We start from the raw sequence: 19,454 nt of genomic DNA on the forward strand, positions 1-19,454 counted from the left end.
TTCACTCCTTTTTAAAACCTACGATAATCCTGTCTTTCCCTGAAAGATCTTTAAAAATCTTAATAGTGCTAAAACCTGCTCTTTCAAATATATCTCTAACCTTTTCTGACTGCCCTTCCCCAAATTCAACCGCCAAAAATCCTTCCGGTTCAAGTTTGTCAAACGACTGAAAAGCAAGACGTTCTATAACTTCTGTTCCCTTTTTACCTGCGTAGAGGGCAACTGACGGTTCAAACATTTTAACGCTGCTCTCAACCCGCCTATCAGAATAAGCTATGTAGGGTGGATTAGAGACAACTGCAGAAAATTTTCCTTCTACTCCTTCCAGCAAATCCGCCTTTAAAAACTTAACCTTGCAACCGTGTAATTCTGCATTTTCAACGGCAACATCAAGAGCTTTTCTGGAAATATCCGTAGCAAAAAACTCCGCATCTTTTTTAAGCAGCTTTGCAATTGAGATGATTATGCAACCACTTCCCGTTCCGACATCAACAATTTTAAGCGTTTCTTTCGACATTGATTTAAGCAGTTCAACACTCTTTTCAACTAAAAGCTCCGTTTCTGGACGGGGAATCAAAACGGCAGGTGTCACTTTAAACCTAAATCCAAAAAACTCTTTTTCTCCAGTGATATAGGCAACCGGTTCACCTTTAACCCGCCGCTTTATAAGCTGACGGTAAGCCTCCACCTCTTCCGCCGAAAGGGGTCTATCGTAGGCAGTATAAATTTTAACCCTATTATCCCATCCCAATAAACAACACATAAGAAGTTCTGCATCAAGGCGAGGTGACGGAATTCCTCTCTCAGACAGAATTTCAGAAGCTCTTTTAACAAGTGTCATAACTGTCCATTTCATGGTGAAATTATACCCTACTTATAGAAGTTAAAACATCTTATAATTGATGTGGTTTTTTAAAACAACGAACGGATGACAGAAGGTGCTAAATATGATTTTCCTTGACTTTCAGAGAAAAAGTTAATATATTCTAACAATCAAAGGTTGAGGGTAGAAAAATGAGAACGCTTCTTGATATAGAAGAGGGACAAACCGTTGAGATAAAAGAGATAAAAGGCGGACCCTGTTTCAAAAGGCGTTTAGCCGCAGTGGGCATATTTCCCGGCAGCAACGTACGAGTTGTAAAAAATGCTCCAGGACCTATTATTGTGGAAGTGGAAAAGAGCCGTTTTGCCCTCGGAAGGGGAATGGCACGAAGAATAGTTGTGAGGTAACCGGTGAAAAAAGAACTCATTGCCGCTCTCGTTGGAAACCCAAACGTTGGTAAAACAGCAATAATGAACATGCTCGCGGGAACAAAAGCCAAGGTTGGAAACTGGCCCGGTGTAACTGTTGAAAGGAAAGAGGGAAAATATTCTTTTAGGGGATTTGAAATAAAACTGATAGATTTACCGGGAATTTACAGCCTCACTTCCTACACGATTGAAGAACGTGTAACAAGAAACTTCCTGCTTAGTGGAAAGTACGATGTCGTAGTAAATGTTATAGATGCCACCCTCCTTGGCAGAAACCTATATCTCACCCTTGAACTTCTTGAGATGGGCGTTAAACCAATACTCGCACTTAACAAAATTGATGACATAAAGAGGTTCTCCATAAATTTCGAAAAACTATCCGCAATATTCAACTTGCCGGTTGTATCCGTAAGTGCCTATAGAAACACAGGATTTTCAGAACTTTCTGAAAAAATAATTGAAGTAGGACTGAACGGAATCAGTAAAGAAGTTTTTAGGCCAACATATTCTGACCTTTTAGAAGCAGCCATATTGGAAGTTTCTATGATAATAAAAGAAGATGAGCGGTTCAAAAAAAATACGCGCTGGTTTGCTATAAAACTTCTTGAAGGTGACCCAGAAATCACTGAAATGGCAGAAAACTCAAGAATATACAACTCTTTATCAAAATCTCTTCAAAAGATAAAAAAGGAATTTTATGAACGCGCGGGAGAAGAAATATCATCGGCAATACCAAAAGAACGATTCTTAATGGCTTCCCGCATTGCAAGAACTGTAATTGAGACAGACTACATAGCAGAGGAAGAGGAAGACTTCAGGGATAAAGTTGACAGATTTATAACCACACCGATTACAGGAATACCAATATTTTTTGCCATAATGGCAGCAGTTTTCAAGTTAACCTTTACATTCAGCACACCGTTTGTTGAGTGGATAGGCCACCTATTTGGCGAAACTCTGCCCGCAATGGTAGAAGCATTCTCCTTTCCTCAAACAATAGAATCACTTTTAAACAACGGTGTATTGGCAGGTGTAGGTTCTGTTTTATCTTTCCTTCCCATTCTTTTTGTCCTATACATACTCCTTTCAATTTTAGAAGATACAGGTTACATGGCAAGAGCAGCAGCACTCTGGGATAACTTTATGAGGCACTTTGGATTGTCAGGTTCTTCCGTTATCCCCCTTATCTTGGGATTCGGCTGTAACGTTCCTGCAATTTATGCAACAAGGGCAATGCGCTCGCCGGTTCACAAGCTTATAACAATGACGATAATTCCGTGGATGTCATGTAGTGCAAGACTCGCCGTTTACAGCGTTTTCATAGCAGCCTTTTTCAGGGACGAACGAACACTTATTGTATTAAGCCTATACACAATAGGCATTATAATGGGACTTATATTTGCAAAGGCTATGTCTATATTTTTGATTGATGAAGGGGAAGGTGAATTTTTCATAGAGCTACCTTCATATAAATTCCCTTCACTAAAAGTGGTTTTTAACCAGACTGTCATTGAGGTAAAGGACTTCCTCTCAAAAGCTGGAACAATTATCCTTTTTGCCTCTCTAATAATATGGGTCCTTGCAAGCTTTCCAGCCGGCGTTAAATACGCCGGCGAACACTCCGTAGCCGGAATGGCAGGAAAATGGCTTTTACCCCTGTTTAAACCGTTAGGGATAAATGACTGGAAACCTGTTGTTGCTCTGATTTTTGGCGCCGTTGCAAAAGAAGTAGTTGTAGGTACAATGGGAACGCTATACGGAAACGCAGAGATGCTGTCAGCGGTGCTTAAAACAACGTTTACTCCTGCATCTGCCTTTGCCTACATAGTTTTTGTTCTTCTCTATATCCCATGTATAGCTACAATTTCAGCAATATACCAGGAAAGCGGTTCTAAAAAGTGGGTGGGTTTTATACTAACGGTAGAGCTTGTTGTAGCATGGATTACTGCTTTTGTCTTCTATCACGGAATCAGGCTCTTCGGCGTATAAAATTACTGTAGGGATTTTTTCAGCTTATTAACCTTACCCTCAACCGTTAACTTCGTATCTTTCCTCTCGTCTATTTTTATCGCTGTCACGACCCTTAAAGCGCCTTTCTCAAAAGGCCTTCTATGAATCTCAAGAGCCAATTGAAGCAGCTCCTCAACTTCACCTTGAACGATAACGCCCATCGCAGTAAGCTGAAAATGATAGCCTTTTTCTTTCAAAAACTTATAAGCATAGGAAACGTATTCACTAACACACGGATCTCCCGTACCTACAGGAACAACAGAAATCTCCATAACTGCCATTACTCTTCTTCTCCCTCTTCAAAAAGATACTTTAAAAGTTCTTCAAACTCTGCCTTTTGCTCACTCGTGTAGTGAGGGTTACCGTCAAGGGATATAATAGAAACTCTCTGAATAACATCTTTCGTCACATATATGGGGGCACCCAGCCTTACAGCAACATTAATTGAATCACTCGGCCTTGCATCTATGTTTATAACTTCACCATCGTAACGTCTAACTACAATGGTGGCAAAGTAGATTCCATTGTCAAAGTCATTAATAATTACCTTCTCCACCTCTCCTCCAAGAGCCTGAATCATGTCACATATAAGGTCGTATGGAAAAGGTCTCGGTGCAACAGCTCCCAAAAGGTGCGTTTCAAGAAGCTCCGCTTCGTATTCACCTATCCAGATAGGTATTGCAAAGTTCTCCTCGACGTTCCCCAAAATAATGATAGGAAGACCGCTCAACCTATCGTGTGTTATTCCTATAACAGACACCTCTACCATCTCTCCACTCCTGCCAGCTGTTTTATTACTTTACCCCTCATGTAAAACGGTGTTGCCTCCTCTATCTCAACGTTTATAAGATTACCAATGAGAGAATCGTTCCTATCCACTATAACTATCTTATTATTCCGCGTCCGTCCTATCATCTTCTCACTGGTTGAAGGACTCAGGCCCTCAACTAAAATTTCCTGAACAGATCCAAGAAGGGCAAGGTTTCTCTCTTCCGCCTGCCTCTTCAGAAGGTTATTTAACTCAGTAAGCCTTCTGTTCTTTTCCTTTTTAGGAACATCATCTTCAAAAGAGAACGCCCGCGTTAAAGGTCTTGGAGAATATTCAAAGACAAAAGCCTGATCAAAAACACAGGTTTCTACAAGAGAAAGCGTTTGTTCAAAGTCTTCAACTGTCTCACCGGGAAATCCAACAATAAAGTCACCTGAAAGTGCTACGTTCGGCACCTCCTCTTTCAGCATCAAAACCTTCTCTATGTACTCTTCCCGGGTGTATCCCCTATTCATCTTCTCAAGAATTTTATTGGAACCACTCTGAGGCGGTAGGTGAACATACTCACAAACCTTCGGAATCTCTTTTATTGCTTTTATAATGGAAATATCAAAACCGGCAGGATGAGAAGTTGTAAACCTCACCCTTTCAATACCTTCAACCTGAGAGACCATGTAGAGTAAATCTGGCAGCCTGACACCGTTGTAATCGTAAAAGTCAACATTCTGACCAAGTAAGTGCACCTCTTTAACACCCTTTTCCGCAAGTCTTTTCACCTCATCTACAACATTTTCAGGCGGTACGCTCCTCTCTCTCCCTCTAACGTATGGAACGATACAGTAGGTACAGAACCTGTTGCAACCACGCTGAACCGTTACGTAAGCAACAAAAGGATTGGTTAAAAGCGGCTCTATTGAAGGAACAACTTCGCCCTCATTTTCAAGGAACGTATCAAGTATTTCTACAGATGGCCTTTCCAGGGCCTCAATGAAATCAAGAATCTTGTGAAAGTTGAATGTGCCCAAAATAATGTCAACATGAGGATATCTATCGAGAATAAATTTCCAGTCCCTTTGAGGAACACAGCCCGTAACAGCTATGACAAGCTCAGGCTTTTCTTTTTTTAATTTTTTAAGTTCACCAATAAAACTGTAAGCCTTGTTATCAGGCTTTGCTCTAACACTACAGGTGTTGACAATGACGATGTCAGCCTCTTTTAAATTTTCCGTCTTCTCGTATCCGGCAGAGGTAAGTATTCCTGCCATCTTTTCCGAATCGTTAACATTCATCTGACAGCCGAAAGTCTTTACAAAAAACCGCTTTCCTTTCATCATCTCTGTCCACACACATTATCAACGTACATATTTTCAGGATAGACGTAAACTTCAACACGCCTGTTGGCTGCCCTTCCATCAACCGTACTATTGGGCGCTATTGGCTTAGAAGATCCACAACCAAAGGCTAAAATTCTATAAGATGGAATACCTAAGCTTTCAAGTTCTTTTTTAACAGCTTCCGCTCTTCTTTCAGTAATAAGATTGTTAAAATCATCAGTCCCCGTGCTATCAGAAAAACCAGCAATAACTAAAAGAGAGTTCTTACCGTTAAAGGACTGTGCAATCGCCTTTATAACAGAATCGTTGACAATCCTATCCCTGTTAAGTTCAAAAATAAGTGAATCCTTAATGATTATTCTCACTCTTTGAGGCTCTTCAACCACCAAAAGGTCACCTTTAATAGACGGTAAATGACCAAACAGCGGTACAGAAGCAATAACCTTTGCTCCGGTTAAATCTCTAAACGCCTTTACTTCGTTTTCAAATATATACTTTGAAACCTCAATCTGAGGCTCCTTTCCTTCAGCTTCTTTCAAAGCTTCCTCTTCACGATTGACAGAAGGAACACTAACCTTAACCTCTGGAACTGCCTTTTTCGGTGGAATTGTAATCGTTACACCCGTGTTAACGACCGTCTGACCACATCCAGAAAGAACAACAATCGTTGAGATAGTGGCCAATAATGGTAAAATTTTTATCCTCACAGACAACCTCCGGTGAGCAAATGCCTGTAATTAATTTAAAACTGTTGGAGGAGGATATCAATGGAAATAAGAAAAATTGCTGAAGAAGCAAAAAAGGTCAGCTATAAACTGACAGGTATATCAACGAACGTGAAAAACAGAACACTGCTCAAAGCAGCGGAACTGATCGATGCAAAGAGAGACCTTATAAAAGCCGAAAATGAAAAAGATCTAAAAGCTGCAGAAGAAAAAGGCCTGTCAAAAGCCATGATTGACAGGCTCCTTTTAAACGAAAAAAGGATAAAAGGGATGATCGACGTCCTCCATGATGTTGCGAAAATGGAAGACCCTGTCGGTTCTGTGATAAAGATGTGGAAGCGCCCAAACGGTATAAAAATAGGGAAAATGAGAGTTCCGTTAGGTGTTGTGGGAATAATATACGAATCAAGGCCAAACGTCACAGTAGAGGCAGCTTCCCTCTGTATAAAAAGTTCAAACGCAATAATCCTGAAGGGCGGTAAAGAGGCGATAAACTCAAACAGGGTACTTGTAAACATCTTAAAGGAAGCTGCTGAATCTGAAGGATTCCCACCTGAGGCAATCCAGTTTGTTGATACAACCGACAGAAGCATCGTTAAAGAGATGGTTCAGTTAGACCAGTTTATAGATGTGATAATCCCGAGAGGCGGTGAAGGATTGATAAGATTTGTTGCAGAAAACTCAAGAATCCCTGTAATAAAACACTACAAGGGTGTCTGCCACGTGTTCGTTGACAAGTTTGCAGACCTTGAGAAAGCGTGGAACATCTGTTTCAATGCAAAGGTTCAAAGACCGGGTGTGTGCAACGCAATGGAAACTATGCTCGTTCACAGCGAAATAGCAGACGGATTTATGCCGGAAATGATAGAAAGGTTTAAAAAGGCCGGCGTTGAACTTAGAGGATGCGAAAGGGCAAGAGCTTACGACCCGGAATACATAAAAGAAGCGACAGAAGAAGACTGGTACGCCGAATACCTTGACCTGATACTTGCCGTCAAAATCGTTGATTCTCTTGAAGAGGCGATAGAACACATAAACACCTACGGCTCTCACCACAGCGACGCCATAGTAACAGAAAACTATACAAACGGCATGAAATTTCTCAACGACATCGATTCTGCTGCCGTTTACATAAACGCCTCAACCCGCTTCACAGATGGAAACGTTTTCGGCCTCGGTGCAGAGATGGGAATCTCTACCGACAAGATACACGTGAGAGGACCTATGGGACTTGAAGACCTTACAATTCCAAAATACATAATCTTTGGCAACGGACAGATAAGGGAGTAATATGAGAGAACAGATTTTCAATTACATATTTCTGTTTTTACTGGTAGTGTTTCTGGTAAACATATTTGTCTGGATTCCGGTAACTTTAATAAAGAAGTTTAAAAGTGAGAAAAGATGAAAGCCCTGTTTGGCGGAAGCTTTAACCCGGTTCACATAGGGCATCTCGTCATAGCGCGGGATGTCCTTGAATCCTTTAGCTTCTCGGAAATCGTCTTTGTTCCTGCAAAAATCCAGCCTTTAAAAGGGAAACTGTCAATTCCACCGGAGGTTAGATTAGAACTTTTAGAGTTAGCAGTCAGAGAAATACCCTACTTTAAGGTATGGGATTACGAAATAAAAAAGGAAGGTGTTTCTTACACGATAGATACGCTTAAAGCCTTTAAGCAGAATGAAAAACAACCTCCCGTATTTATAATGGGCGCCGACTCTTTCCTAACATTTCCAAAATGGAAGGAACCAAAAAAAATCCTTGAAACAGCTAAAATAATCGTGGTCAAAAGGCCTGAATACAACCTTAAAGCAGAAGAAATCCTGAAGCAGTTAAACGTAAAGAAAAAAATACAAGAGGGAACGTTAAAAAAACCTAACGACATCAACTCGGCAGATATCTTCATAATGAACGGAAGACTTATAGAGATAAGCTCAACGGAAGTAAGAAACCGCCTAAAGCAGGGGAGGGACGTCCGCTTTCTCGTTCCGGATACCTGTGCTAAAAAACTGAACGAATTAATAAAAACCGGAAAACTTTTCAATATCTCTCTTAGTTAGCATATCCTCACTTTTCCTCTGAAACACCACTAAAAACGCCATTTTCTTTCATCAAAGAGGTTGACATTTATTGTAAAATTGCAATATTTATATGAACAGATAGAAACAGGAGGTGAGGTGATGAAAACACCACTTAAAGCGATGCAGTTTATAAAGAAAAATGTTCACTATCTTATAGTAACTGCAATCGTTGCAGGCCTTTTAAACGTTTACTTTACAGGTGGATGGAAAGTGCCAAAAACGGTGATTCTCTCGGTAATGATGTTTCTGGTAATTCTGCCTGTAATGATAAATCTGAAGATAGATGAAGTTTTCAAGCACCTAAAAGAACCAAAGGTGCTCTTTTTAAGCCTTGTAGTAAACTTTACAGTATCTCCGCTTATAGCATACGTTCTGGGAAAAATCTTCTTTGCCAACCACCCTGAACTTTTCGTTGCACTGACAATTCTATCTTTTATCCCGACAAGTGCCATGACGGCAGCATGGACCAGCATTTCAGGTGGCAAAGTCGAAACGGCAATGTTTCTGATTCCTGCCAACCTGCTCTTTGCAGCGTTCGTAGCTGTTCCTTTTATACTTCCAAAGGTAATCGGAAGCCAGATGACAATAAGTTCCTTTACGTTCATCAAAAGCATTCTCATAGTGTTCTTTATACCGCTCCTTGTGGGTCTTGTAATAAGAACACTCCTCATAAGGAAGTTTGGAATTGAAACATTCAACAGAGAAATCAAACCCGAATTGTCTGGAATAAGCAGTATCGGTATTGTTATTCTCTCATTTTTAGTCCTTTCAATGAGCAGAACGAAGCTTCTCTTTTCTCATCCGGACATCGTGCCTGTAATCGTTATTCCGCTTATCATCTACTACATCTCAATGCTGATATTCAGCACCATATATGCAAAGTTCTTAGTCGCAAGGAAGATATTAAAGCCTGAAGAGGCAATCGTTGTTGCTTTTGCATCAGCAGTAAGGCACCTTAACATAACACTTGCAATAATTCTCATAACATTCCCTGTGGACAAGGCAGCTTTGATGGTGCTATTCGTCGTGTTAGGGTTTATCATCCAGATTCCTCTCCTTGGATTCTACGTCCAGCACTACGCAAAAGATTTCGTGGCAAACCACCAGGAAAGAGAACTGCAAAAGGCCACAGCTTAAACCAGGCGGGGAAATCCCCGCCTTTTATTAAACAAGCTCAAGCTTTTTCTCTCTTAAAATTTTCTTCACTTCTTCTTCCAAAGCGTCATATTCATTCTCAACCTTTCCATCCAAAATTCTGTGCTTTAATTCCGTCAGCACCTCCTTAAAAACAGGGCCTGGTTTTAACCCCATCTCTTTAAGGTCATTTCCTGTTATGGCAAGTTTTAAATCTCTCCACTCTTTAAGATACTGCAACAACCTGTGCTTTAATTCCTCTTTCGTAGTTCTTGCAGCGACATAGAGAATCATTTCCTCTTTTTCTCTTTTCAATGTCTCGAAAAGCTCACTGTTGGTAAAACTACCTTTCTCAAGTTTTGTCGTAAGCTGCTTTCCGCGATATATGAGATTTTTAATGAGATTTGCCTCATCTTCCGGAACAGAAAAATCCTTCAAAAGCCTGTCTATCTCCTCTGCAGGAAGACTTTCAAAGAAAGCGGCAAAGTAAAGAATCGGATAATCGACCCTGCTTCTGCTGAAAGTCAACCTGTGCCAATTAATTATCTTCCTTATCCTATCGAAAAAGTCCCTCTTTTTTTTGTTCCATATAAACCGCGGGCTAAAAGCCTTAAGTATTCCATATTCTTCCATTCGGTTTACAATCCTCAGCGGATTATCCTCTTCAAAAATATGTTTAAGCTCAAGGTAAACCCTTTTCCCTTCAACCGTTCTAAAGAGATTTTTCTGAACAGCAATCTTTAAAAGCTTCTCGGTATGTTTTCCTATATCAAAGCGATAACGAACGGCAAACCGCAAAGCCCTCAAAATCCTTGTAGGATCCTCAACAAAACTTAAAGCGTGAAGAACCCTTATCTTCTTTTCCTTTATGTCCTTCAAACCATTAAAGAAATCTACCAGCTTCCCGAATTCCCTGCCGTTAAGCTTAACGGCAAGTGTATTAATGGTGAAATCCCTCCGGAAAAGATCCTTTTTCAAAGGTGCCGTATCCACCTCTGGAAGAGCACCGGGTGCACGATAAATCTCCGTCCTTGCAGAGGCAAAATCCACCTTAAAGCCATCTAAAAGCGTAACCGTAGCCGTTTTGAACTTATCAAAAACGTGAACTTTTCCTCCCACCTCCTTAGCAAATGCCTTTGCCAGCTTTGTTGCATCGCCCTCAACGACAATATCAACATCAAGGTTTTTTCTTCCTATAATTAAATCTCTGACAAAGCCACCTATAACGTAAGCACTTATACCTTTTTCCGTCGCAACTTCACCAACCTTCTTCAAAAGTTCATAAACCTTTCCCGGAAGCCTTTCCTTTAACATCTGTTTCACATTTTTAAAGTGAGGCGAAGATGAACGCCTCATATAAAACTTTTCCGACTCATCTATCTCATCACGATAAAGATTCGTTAGAACATCCGTTCTCGTTATGACACCGACCACTTTACCCCTGTCTATGACAGGAACAAGCGTCTGCTGGTTTGAAACTATAATCTCCTCAATTTCACTTACAGGTGTATCCGGAAAAACGCAAGAAAACTCTCTCTCCATTACCGTTGAAACAGGTTCATCGTCCATTCCCATGTAATATGCTTTATCGGTTAAGCTCCTGTTTATGATACCTACAAGCATCCCCCTATCATCAAGGACAGGCGCAGCGTTTATTCCCTGCTTCATAAGAAACGAAAGACACTCTTTTACGGTCATATCCTTTCTAACAGTTTGTGCCGGTGAAGACATAATGTCTCCCGCCACCTTTGCCGGATAAACAATATCTTTAAGCACTTCTATCACTTTCTCTTTCACTTCGTAAACCGTCTTATCCCGAATTACTGCCGAAGCTGCCTCCGAATGCCCTCCACCGCCAAGTTTCTCTGCAAGTCTTGACACATCCACAAGGGGCGTTTTTGACCGACCTATTACAAATACTGTCCCTTCAACACCTGCCACGGCTATCAAGGCAGGATAGTTGTTGATGTCAAGCAGTTTACTGACGAGGTGGGCAATATCTCCCACGTATTTATCAAACTGCACAGTGGTAAGAGCTATCCTGTTACCGTTAATCTCAAGAATTTCAACGTTATCCTTTAAAACCTTCAAAATATCAATCTCTTCCGGTGAAAACTCCCTTGGAAGATAGTGTTTTATTATTTCCGGATTGGCGCCGATTGAAAAGAGATAACCGGCCGCTATGTGATCAAGGGAGGACGTGCCTGGAAAAAGAAAACTTCCCGTATCAGAATAGATTCCTAAAGCCATTATTGAAGCTTCAAGTGGCGAAGGGATTATTCCCTTACCCTTTAGAATCATAGTAAGAAGGGAAGTTACCGCTCCAGTTTCCTTAAAGTAAAGCCTTACGTTTTTAAACCCTGAAGTTTCCCGTGTGTGGTGGTCATAAATAATCACGGGAACATCTTTCCCCGCTATTTTATCCTTAACCACTTCAGGTATTCTCTCTATGTCCGACGTGTCAACGACAATCAGCTTTTCTATTTCACCGTTAAAACCTGTCTCATCAACGTAATCAAGCAGTTTCGGATTCTCTTCAAGAACCTTAATAACATCTTTACCTTTCGTCCCCGGAAGGACGACAACCGCATCAGGATAAAGTTTCCTAACTGCAATGACAGCTCCAAGAGCATCAAGATCCATATTCTTATGAGCAGTTATAACGATAGCCATATTTCCCCTTTATTCACACGCTGTTTTATAGGTATAATTTAACTCATCATCTTCTATTTTAAACTACGGGGCAAACTATGTTCGTAACAATAAGAAAATTTACAAAAAGTAAACTTAAAGAGTTCTTGCTTACCATCGGAAACACACCTGAAGGTGCCGACATTCTCTCAAAAAAGGGCATTCTATATACGTTTGTAATAGAAGGAATAGACACAAGGGCAGCCAACATTCTAAAGCAGGACGCAATAGCTTCAGGAGGCGACTGCGCCCTACCAAGAGAAGCTTCTTCTTTCACATGTAAAACGTGCACAGCTGTCCTTATCGGTTCTCTCAGAACTATTGAAAAACTCCTTGAAAGAATGAAAAAGCAACCTTTCGGACTTAAAAAACTTGCTGACGAAATAAAGAGGCTGATAGAGGCCGATTCCAACACAAGGTTTGAGCTTAAAGCAAACGGAAAAACGCTTTCTCTTGAAAAGCCTACAATCATGGGCATTTTGAACACGACCCCCGATTCCTTTTCTGACGGCGGGAAGTGGACAACCGTCGATAGAGCCCTGAAGCACGCGGAGGAAATGATAGAAGACGGAGCGTCAATAATTGACGTTGGCGGTGAATCTACAAGACCTGGCGCCGAACCTGTCCCACTTGAAGAAGAGATGAGAAGAGTTGTTCCAGTGATAGAAGCAATAAGAAAAGAGTTTCCGGGCGTTTTTATATCCGTTGACACTTACAAATCAAAAGTAGCGGAGGAAGCCTTAAACGCAGGTGCCGACATAATAAACGACATAAGCGGTTTCCACTTTGACAACAGAATGGCAGAACTGGTAGCTGAAAGAAACGTCCCGGCCGTTCTCATGCATATAAAAGGAACACCGAGAGACATGCAGAAAAACCCCTACTACGAAGACGTAATAAAAGAGTTATGCCAATACTTTGAAGAGACCATAAAAGAAGCTAAAGAGAAAGGGGTTAAAAAGGAACAGATAATCATAGACCCGGGAATAGGTTTTGGGAAGCGGCTTGAAGATAACCTTACAATTCTTAAAAGGATTAACGAATTCAAAAGGTTTGGCGTTCCAATTCTGCTTGGCACTTCAAGAAAAAGTTTCATAAAAATGGTAACAGGCGAAGAAAATCCGGAAAAAAGAGTCGCCGGCTCTTTAGCCTCAATAGTTAAAGGCGTTTTAAACGGTGTGAAAATTGTAAGAGTTCACGATGTAAAAGAGACGAAGCAGTTTTTAGACATACTACTTGCCATAGAGGACGCTTAAATGCTAAACATTCTACCTCAAATAACAATCAGGGACCTGATAGATATAGGACTTGTCTCTTTCCTTATATACAGAGTTTTAATCTATCTATCCAAAACGCGGGCGATACAGATCCTCTTTGGAATAATGACAATCGTTATGTTAAGCGTCCTGGCAAGAATCCTCGACCTCTACACTCTTTCTTTCCTCTTGAACAATGTTCTAACCATCGGAATATTTGCCCTCATCGTGATATTCCAGCCTGAAATAAGAAAACTGCTTGCAAGACTTGGCGAAGGGCAGATGGGACTGTTTGCCCAGAGATACGAAGCAGAAAAGGTCATTGACGAAATTGTCAGGGCTTCTGCCACCATGTCAGAGGACAAAATAGGAGCGCTAATAGTCATTGAAAGAGACGTAAAGACGGACAGCTACGCAGAAGCCGGAACAGAAATTGACGGTGAGGTATCAAAAGAACTGCTAATAACGATATTCTGGCCGGGAACGCCGCTACATGACGGCGCAGTCATTGTAAGGGAAGACAGGATAAAAAAGGCCGGCGTCTTTTTACCATTAACGTTAAACACCAAACTTCCACAGGTGGTGGGAACAAGGCACAGAGCAGCTATGGGAATAACGGAAGAGACCGATGCAATAGCCGTTATCGTTTCTGAAGAAACGGGAAACATATCAATAGCTTACCATGGAAAACTGATTAAAAACCTTGAACCCCAGAGGTTGAAAAGAATCTTGAAGTCACTTCTTGTAAAAGAGATAGAAACGAAAAATGCGCTGAAAGAACTACTTACCACTTTTTTGAAGGGCGAAAATGCTGAAAAAGATAGTTGATACAATATTTAAAAACTTTCACTACAAACTGCTGGCAGTGATATTCTCTTTTCTGCTGTGGTTCTTAGCTGCCAAGCAGGAATTCATCGTTTTAACTGTAAAACTGCCCGTAAAAATAATAACACCGGCAACCGTAAATGTGGCAAGCTACAAACCGGAAAAATTAACAGTCGAAGTTGAGGGAACAAAAAAATCCATAGAATTTATTAAAAAAGAGGGAGAACTCTACATAAACCTACCCGCTCACTTCACTAAAGATAACGGAACGATAACCTTACCCGTTAACCTTTCAATGTTAACACTTAAACCGCAACTTCCGGACATTTCTATCAGAAGTGTTAAAACAAAAACCATTACATTAAAACTTGAAAAAGTCATAGAAAAACTCACTCCGGTAAAAGTTGTCCTAACTGGCAAAAACAGACACAAATTCAAAGCCAAAATAGTAACACCCAACTACGTAACCGTTTACGTGCCTCAATCAAAAGCGGCAGAAGTAAAATTGGTAAAAACAGAACCCATAAACACGGACAACCTGAAAACAAGCGCAACTATTTACGCTAAAATAGAATCCCCTTACAGAACTTTCCCGGAAAGCGTGAAAGTGAAGCTGATCAGGAGGTAATAATGCCGAAGAAGAAACTTTTTGGAACTGATGGTATCCGCGGCGTGGCAAACGAATTTCCTTTAACCTGTGAAATGACGCAAAAAATCGGCGTGGCAGCAGGATGCTACCTTAAAGCCAAGTATCCCGACAAAAAACATACAGTTGTGATTGGAAAAGACACCCGCGCCTCTTCTGATATGATAATTTCAGCCCTCATATCAGGACTGACCGCTACAGGCATTGACGTTACGTATCTTGGAACGACAACAACACCTTCTATTTCATACATGGTGAAAAACTTTTCCCTATCAATGGGCATTATGGTCTCTGCATCCCACAACCCCGCAGAGTACAACGGTATAAAGTTCTTTAATCGGGAAGGAAAAAAGTTTTCAGAGATGGAAGAGGCCTCCCTCGAGCTTGTAATATTCAACAAGTACGAACTTCCAAAAGCATCAGCTCTTGAAATAGGCAGAATCTTTGATGGAAGAGGACTTCTTGAAAGCTACGCAAAATTCCTTGAAGAAGCCGGAACATACCTTGCAGGACTTAGAATAGCCCTTGACTGTGCCAACGGTGCAGCCTACATGATAGCACCGGAAGTTTTTAAAGCTTTAGGCGCAAAAGTGTTCATTTACAACGCAGAACCTGACGGCCTCAATATAAACAGAAACTGCGGCGCTACACATCCTGAATTTCTCGCAGAAAAGGTAAAAGAGATAAAAGCAGATGTCGGATTTGCCTTTGACGGCGACGCTGACAGGTGTGTTGCAGTTGACGAAAAAGGAAACATTATAGACGGCGATGAAATAATAGCCCTTCTATCTGATTACTTTGGTGAATCAGAACCTGTTGTTGCAACGGTTATGAGCAATCTTGGACTTGAAAAATATATAAGGTCGAAAGGCATAGAGTTTTACAGAACACCTGTTGGCGACAGACACGTATCGGAAAAGATGGAAGAAGTAGGCGCTATCATAGGTGGTGAACAGTCCGGCCACATAATAATAAGAAGGTTCATGGAAACGGGCGACGGCGTTCTGACAGCAATCCTTCTTGCCTCAATTCTTAAAAAGAGCGGCAAAACGTTCAGTGAACTTACAAACGTGTTTAAAAAGTATCCCCAAAAGCTTGTAAACCTTAAAGTTAAAGAGAAAAAACCTATAGACAGGTTAGAAGAGGTCAAAAAGGCAATCGCCGATGCAGAACTTACACTTGAAGACAGGGGAAGGATCCTTGTAAGGTATTCGGGAACAGAACCTCTGGTCAGAATAATGGTGGAAGCCGAAAGTGAAGACCTGATAGAAAAAACCATTTCAACAATTGAAGAAGCATTTAAAAGAGAGGGCATTGTTGAAGAATAAACCTCCAAGACTTAAAAAATCCCTCGGACAGCACTTTTTAAAAGATAGAAACATCATAAAAAAGATAGTTGATGCCGCCGGGATAGAAACAGACGATACGGTCGTTGAAATAGGTCCCGGCGGCGGTGCCTTAACGGAAGAGATTTTAGAAAGAAACCCCCAATCCCTCGTATGCGTTGAAATAGACCCTGAAATGGTGGAATTTTTAAAAGAGAAGTTCAAAACCCGTAAAAACTTCACAATTTTAAACGAAGATGCAAAAAAATTTGACCTGTCACAGGTGGGAAGCAACCTGAAAGTTTTAGGCAACCTTCCCTACAATGTTTCCACCGCAATAATAAGAAACCTTTTAAACTACATTGACAGCGTTCAGACAGCCATCTTTATGACTCAAAAAGAGGTGGCACAAAGGCTAACCAGCACCGTGGGAAAAGATTACGGCTACCTGCCGGCGCTGCTTCAAAACTTTTTCAAAATAGAGAAACTTTTTGACGTCCCGCCTGGTGCCTTTGTTCCGCCGCCTAAAGTCTGGTCAACCGTTTTTAAGATGACCCCTTTAGGTTTTAGAATGGAAGAAAAAGAACTTAAAAAATTTGAAAGCTTTTTGAAAAAAGCCTTCTCAAACAGGCGGAAAAAGCTGAAAAACAACATAGGAAAACCGCCTTCAGCAGAATTGGAAGAGATGTTCCAAAAGAGAGCCGAAGAGATACCGCCAACTGAAATGCTGTCTCTTTTCAGAAAAATCCGGCAAATAGCACCGAAACAAAATTTTTAGTAAAATCAATTTATGGTTTCCAACGTTAAAAGCTACACGCTAATAGGTGTTAATGCAGTTGAGGTTCTGGTTCAGGTTGATGCCGGCAGAGGTATGCCGGGCACCATCGTTGTTGGACTTCCGGATTCTGCCGTAAAAGAAAGCAGAGAAAGGGTAAAAGCGGCAATCGTAAATTCGGGCTATCCCTTTCCTGCAAAGAAAATAGTGATAAATCTTGCGCCGGCAGATGTCAAAAAAGAGGGAACGATATACGACCTTCCGATATCAATCGGCATATTGGTGGCACAGAACATCGTTTCAGGCAAAAGGCTAAACGAATATCTGATAGCCGGCGAACTTGGTCTCAAAGGTGAGATAAGAAAAGTAAAAGGTGCCCTTGCTGCAGCTATACTTGCAAAAAAGAAAGGTTACAGAGGGATAATTTTACCTTCAGAAAACGCTGAAGAGTCTTCTTTAATAAGCGGCATTGAAATAATCCCGATTAAGCACCTTTCAGAAGCAGTTGCCTTTTTAAACGACGACATCAAAATAGAACCTGTTAAAAAAAACTTAACAGAAAATAACTTCAGCTTTGCCGTTGACATGTCAGACATTGCCGGCCAGTATCACGCCAAAAGAGCCGTTGAAATAGCGGCAGCCGGCGGGCACAACATACTTTTCGTAGGACCGCCGGGCTCAGGAAAAACAATGCTTTCAAGGAGAATCCCGACAATACTGCCGCCAATGACAGAAAAGGAAATCATAGAAACGACACAGATATACAGTGCCGCAGGAATGTTAAGCGGCATAATAACGAAAAGACCCTACCGTGCGCCGCATCATACCGTATCAGATGTAGCACTGATAGGTGGGGGAAGCAGTATCAGACCCGGCGAGGTGAGCCTTGCCCACAACGGCGTTCTCTTTCTTGATGAATTTCCAGAGTTTAAACGTTCTGCCCTTGAAGCCTTGAGACAACCGATAGAAGACGGAGAAGTTACAATCTCAAGAATTTCAGGAAGCATAACCTTCCCGGCAAAATTCATGCTTGTAGCAGCCATGAATCCCTGTCCCTGCGGTTTTTACGGATTTGAAGACGGTGTTCACTACTGTACATGTTCACCTGCCCAGGTTAAACGCTACCGTTCAAAGGTTTCAGGACCGATACTTGACAGGATAGACATTCACGTATCTTTACCTGCCGTAAAGCCCGAAGAGCTTGCAAAGATGGAAAAGGGCGAATCCTCTGAAAAAATCAGAGAAAGAGTCACAAAAGCCCACGAAAGGCAAAAAGAGAGATTTAAAGGACTGCCGTTTTCGTTCAACGGAAAGATGGACTCAAAAGCCATAAAAAAATTCTGTAAACTTACAGATAAGGCAGAAGAGATACTAAACCGCGCCGTTAAAACCTATGCACTATCTGCGAGAGCTTACAATAGAATCCTAAAACTCTCGTTAACAATAGCAGACCTTGATGAATCAGATATAATCCAGCCAAAACACATCATTGAAGCTCTGGGATTTAGAGAAAACATCTCGGCAAACTAAAAATGATAGAGATAAAAAAGAGACCCAAAGATTTTATAGTCATTGAAGAAGCTTCTTTTGAAATAGATGAAAACGGAACACACTTTTTATACCTTTTAACAAAGAAGAACCTCACAACGAGAGAGCTTGCATCCCTTTTAGGCTTTTCCTACGCAGGACTCAAAGACAAAACAGCCGTGACAGTTCAGCACGTTTCATTCCCGGAATTTAAAGGCAACTATGTAAGAGAAAATTTAAAAGACGGTGCTTATTTTCTGAAATTTATCGGAAAAATTCCAAAGAAAATAAAAATCGGACACCTGAAGGGAAACCGATTTTACATAAAATTGCACGGGCAAAAGGTTAAACCTGCCAATTACTTCATAAACTTTTACGGAATCCAGAGATTAAAGGGAAACGTTTATAAAGGGGAAAAACTTTTTAAAAAGCTTATGGAAAAACCAGGAAAGCTAAAGTGGCGGGAAAATTTTTTAATAGATGCCTTTCTCTCATTCTTGTGGAATGAAACGCTAAAACTTTACTTATCCGAAACGGTGGAAGGAAAATTTAAAAACTGTGAAGGTTTCCACTTTTTTATACCTTCAGAATCTCTTGAAAAAATCAGAGAAAAAGTCCCAAAATTCTGGACAATTGCAGGTTATAAAAAAGACTACAGGGAAAGTCTGCCCTTCTACAAAAAAGTGCTGTCAGAGAAAGATATCTCAATGGACGATTTCATCAGAACTTTAAAGAATTTGAGAATCAAAGGTGATTTCAGGAAAACTTACCTTCCGGTTAAAGCAGAAATTAAAAACGACTTTATATCTTTTTCCCTTCCGAAAGGCGCCTACGCAACAGTTTATCTAATTTTTTGTGATTTTAGATAAGGGGAAACCTTCCCCTGTAAATCAGCCTCAGCCAAACGGTGAACAGATATTGATGATGTTTATCACCTCAACATCATCAGAACCGCATTCGGGACACTTAACATCAAGAACCTGAAGCGGTGCAAAGATTTCAACTTCAAACTCTTTCCCGCACTCATTACACTTAAAAACGTAAATCTGCATTCTTCCTCCTGCAAAACAGAGAAACAAAAACATATTCTTTCAATTGTATCTGTAA

Annotated in this window: 19 protein-coding genes; 12 read left to right on the plus strand and 7 right to left on the minus strand. The window is 40.9% G+C overall.

The window, feature by feature from the left end:
- Window position 1 precedes the first annotated feature (1 nt).
- A complete protein-coding gene (prmC, locus tag H153_RS0104330; protein WP_022846922.1) occupies window positions 2–856 on the minus strand; it encodes a peptide chain release factor N(5)-glutamine methyltransferase in 855 nt (284 codons plus the stop codon).
- Window positions 857–1,014: 158 nt separating this feature from the next.
- Here prmC and H153_RS0104335 point away from each other — a divergent pair, with 158 nt between their 5' ends.
- Both H153_RS0104335 and feoB read left to right on the plus strand, forming a co-directional pair.
- Entirely contained in the window at window positions 1,015–1,230 is a 216-nt protein-coding gene (locus tag H153_RS0104335) for a FeoA family protein (protein ID WP_022846923.1), read from the plus strand.
- Between the two features lie 3 nt (window positions 1,231–1,233).
- Window positions 1,234–3,240 carry a ferrous iron transport protein B gene (gene feoB / locus H153_RS0104340; protein WP_022846924.1) on the plus strand — a complete coding sequence of 669 codons (2,007 nt, stop codon included), beginning with the start codon at window positions 1,234–1,236 and terminating at the stop codon, window positions 3,238–3,240.
- A 2-nt stretch (window positions 3,241–3,242) separates the two neighbouring features.
- Here the strand turns inward: feoB and H153_RS0104345 are convergent, their stop codons facing one another.
- The 4 genes from H153_RS0104345 to H153_RS09915 are packed head-to-tail and all read right to left on the minus strand — an operon-like array spanning window position 3,243 to window position 6,071.
- Window positions 3,243–3,542 carry an MTH1187 family thiamine-binding protein gene (locus tag H153_RS0104345; RefSeq protein WP_022846925.1) on the minus strand — a complete coding sequence of 100 codons (300 nt, stop codon included), beginning with the start codon at window positions 3,540–3,542 and terminating at the stop codon, window positions 3,243–3,245.
- Window positions 3,542–4,030 (minus strand): bifunctional nuclease family protein, encoded by a 489-nt coding sequence (locus H153_RS0104350; protein ID WP_022846926.1) that lies wholly within the window; start codon window positions 4,028–4,030, stop codon window positions 3,542–3,544. The genes H153_RS0104345 and H153_RS0104350 overlap by 1 nt, the downstream gene beginning before the upstream one ends.
- Window positions 4,024–5,364 (minus strand): tRNA (N6-isopentenyl adenosine(37)-C2)-methylthiotransferase MiaB, encoded by a 1,341-nt coding sequence (miaB, locus tag H153_RS0104355; RefSeq protein WP_022846927.1) that lies wholly within the window; start codon window positions 5,362–5,364, stop codon window positions 4,024–4,026. The genes H153_RS0104350 and miaB overlap by 7 nt, the downstream gene beginning before the upstream one ends.
- The gene (locus H153_RS09915) at window positions 5,361–6,071 is read right to left on the minus strand and encodes an OmpA family protein (protein ID WP_022846928.1); all 711 of its coding nucleotides are present in this window, start codon (window positions 6,069–6,071) and stop codon (window positions 5,361–5,363) included. The genes miaB and H153_RS09915 overlap by 4 nt, the downstream gene beginning before the upstream one ends.
- A gap of 60 nt (window positions 6,072–6,131) precedes the next feature.
- On the opposite strand from H153_RS09915, the gene H153_RS0104365 reads away from it, so the two are divergent.
- The 3 genes from H153_RS0104365 (at window position 6,132) to H153_RS0104380 (ending at window position 9,305) form a co-directional block, all read left to right on the plus strand.
- Complete coding sequence (locus H153_RS0104365; RefSeq protein ID WP_022846929.1) at window positions 6,132–7,379, plus strand: glutamate-5-semialdehyde dehydrogenase; 1,248 nt, start codon at window positions 6,132–6,134, stop codon at window positions 7,377–7,379.
- A 114-nt stretch (window positions 7,380–7,493) separates the two neighbouring features.
- Window positions 7,494–8,147, plus strand: a complete 654-nt coding sequence (gene nadD, locus H153_RS0104375; RefSeq protein WP_022846931.1) for a nicotinate-nucleotide adenylyltransferase — start codon at window positions 7,494–7,496, stop codon at window positions 8,145–8,147.
- Between the two features lie 120 nt (window positions 8,148–8,267).
- Window positions 8,268–9,305 carry a bile acid:sodium symporter gene (locus H153_RS0104380; RefSeq protein ID WP_022846932.1) on the plus strand — a complete coding sequence of 346 codons (1,038 nt, stop codon included), beginning with the start codon at window positions 8,268–8,270 and terminating at the stop codon, window positions 9,303–9,305.
- Window positions 9,306–9,332: 27 nt separating this feature from the next.
- Here the strand turns inward: H153_RS0104380 and H153_RS0104385 are convergent, their stop codons facing one another.
- Window positions 9,333–11,975, minus strand: coding sequence for a CBS domain-containing protein (locus tag H153_RS0104385; protein ID WP_022846933.1), 2,643 nt, complete (start codon window positions 11,973–11,975; stop codon window positions 9,333–9,335).
- A 77-nt stretch (window positions 11,976–12,052) separates the two neighbouring features.
- Between H153_RS0104385 and folP the strand changes: the two genes are divergently transcribed.
- The 7 genes from folP to truD are packed head-to-tail and all read left to right on the plus strand — an operon-like array spanning window position 12,053 to window position 19,216.
- Window positions 12,053–13,249: a dihydropteroate synthase gene (gene folP / locus H153_RS0104390; protein ID WP_022846934.1), complete on the plus strand. Its 1,197-nt coding sequence runs from the start codon at window positions 12,053–12,055 to the stop codon at window positions 13,247–13,249.
- Window positions 13,250–14,077, plus strand: coding sequence for a diadenylate cyclase CdaA (gene cdaA / locus H153_RS0104395; protein ID WP_022846935.1), 828 nt, complete (start codon window positions 13,250–13,252; stop codon window positions 14,075–14,077).
- Window positions 14,058–14,702, plus strand: a complete 645-nt coding sequence (locus H153_RS0104400) for a hypothetical protein (RefSeq protein WP_022846936.1) — start codon at window positions 14,058–14,060, stop codon at window positions 14,700–14,702. Before cdaA ends, H153_RS0104400 begins: the two co-directional genes overlap by 20 nt.
- Before the next feature lie 2 nt (window positions 14,703–14,704).
- A complete protein-coding gene (gene glmM, locus H153_RS0104405) occupies window positions 14,705–16,048 on the plus strand; it encodes a phosphoglucosamine mutase (protein ID WP_022846937.1) in 1,344 nt (447 codons plus the stop codon).
- Window positions 16,038–16,823: a 16S rRNA (adenine(1518)-N(6)/adenine(1519)-N(6))-dimethyltransferase RsmA gene (gene rsmA / locus H153_RS09300; protein ID WP_022846938.1), complete on the plus strand. Its 786-nt coding sequence runs from the start codon at window positions 16,038–16,040 to the stop codon at window positions 16,821–16,823. The genes glmM and rsmA overlap by 11 nt, the downstream gene beginning before the upstream one ends.
- A 12-nt stretch (window positions 16,824–16,835) precedes the next feature.
- Complete coding sequence (locus tag H153_RS0104415) at window positions 16,836–18,350, plus strand: YifB family Mg chelatase-like AAA ATPase (protein ID WP_022846939.1); 1,515 nt, start codon at window positions 16,836–16,838, stop codon at window positions 18,348–18,350.
- 2 nt (window positions 18,351–18,352) lie between these two features.
- Window positions 18,353–19,216 (plus strand): tRNA pseudouridine(13) synthase TruD, encoded by an 864-nt coding sequence (gene truD / locus H153_RS0104420; protein WP_022846940.1) that lies wholly within the window; start codon window positions 18,353–18,355, stop codon window positions 19,214–19,216.
- Window positions 19,217–19,243: 27 nt separating this feature from the next.
- On the opposite strand, the gene H153_RS10075 is transcribed toward truD, so the two are convergent.
- Window positions 19,244–19,399 carry a zinc ribbon domain-containing protein gene (locus H153_RS10075; RefSeq protein WP_022846941.1) on the minus strand — a complete coding sequence of 52 codons (156 nt, stop codon included), beginning with the start codon at window positions 19,397–19,399 and terminating at the stop codon, window positions 19,244–19,246.
- Window positions 19,400–19,454 lie beyond the last annotated feature (55 nt).

It is taken from the genome of Desulfurobacterium sp. TC5-1 (genome assembly GCF_000421485.1).
Lineage (GTDB): Bacteria > Aquificota > Aquificia > Desulfurobacteriales > Desulfurobacteriaceae > Desulfurobacterium_A.

Bases quoted from the DNA above. Each gene is read 5' to 3' on its own strand.
- H153_RS0104385 (WP_022846933.1), bottom strand. From the start codon at position 11,975: ATGGCTATCGTTATAACTGCTCATAAGAATATGGATCTTGATGCTCTT.
- folP (WP_022846934.1), top strand. From the start codon at position 12,053: ATGTTCGTAACAATAAGAAAATTTACAAAAAGTAAACTTAAAGAGTTC.
- H153_RS0104380 (WP_022846932.1), top strand. From the start codon at position 8,268: ATGAAAACACCACTTAAAGCGATGCAGTTTATAAAGAAAAATGTTCAC.
- H153_RS10075 (WP_022846941.1), bottom strand. From the start codon at position 19,399: ATGCAGATTTACGTTTTTAAGTGTAATGAGTGCGGGAAAGAGTTTGAA.
- cdaA (WP_022846935.1), top strand. From the start codon at position 13,250: ATGCTAAACATTCTACCTCAAATAACAATCAGGGACCTGATAGATATA.
- H153_RS0104415 (WP_022846939.1), top strand. From the start codon at position 16,836: ATGGTTTCCAACGTTAAAAGCTACACGCTAATAGGTGTTAATGCAGTT.
- prmC (WP_022846922.1), bottom strand. From the start codon at position 856: ATGAAATGGACAGTTATGACACTTGTTAAAAGAGCTTCTGAAATTCTG.
- H153_RS0104350 (WP_022846926.1), bottom strand. From the start codon at position 4,030: ATGGTAGAGGTGTCTGTTATAGGAATAACACACGATAGGTTGAGCGGT.
- miaB (WP_022846927.1), bottom strand. From the start codon at position 5,364: ATGATGAAAGGAAAGCGGTTTTTTGTAAAGACTTTCGGCTGTCAGATG.
- H153_RS0104335 (WP_022846923.1), top strand. From the start codon at position 1,015: ATGAGAACGCTTCTTGATATAGAAGAGGGACAAACCGTTGAGATAAAA.
- truD (WP_022846940.1), top strand. From the start codon at position 18,353: ATGATAGAGATAAAAAAGAGACCCAAAGATTTTATAGTCATTGAAGAA.
- glmM (WP_022846937.1), top strand. From the start codon at position 14,705: ATGCCGAAGAAGAAACTTTTTGGAACTGATGGTATCCGCGGCGTGGCA.
- H153_RS0104400 (WP_022846936.1), top strand. From the start codon at position 14,058: ATGCTGAAAAAGATAGTTGATACAATATTTAAAAACTTTCACTACAAA.
- H153_RS0104365 (WP_022846929.1), top strand. From the start codon at position 6,132: ATGGAAATAAGAAAAATTGCTGAAGAAGCAAAAAAGGTCAGCTATAAA.
- nadD (WP_022846931.1), top strand. From the start codon at position 7,494: ATGAAAGCCCTGTTTGGCGGAAGCTTTAACCCGGTTCACATAGGGCAT.
- H153_RS0104345 (WP_022846925.1), bottom strand. From the start codon at position 3,542: ATGGCAGTTATGGAGATTTCTGTTGTTCCTGTAGGTACGGGAGATCCG.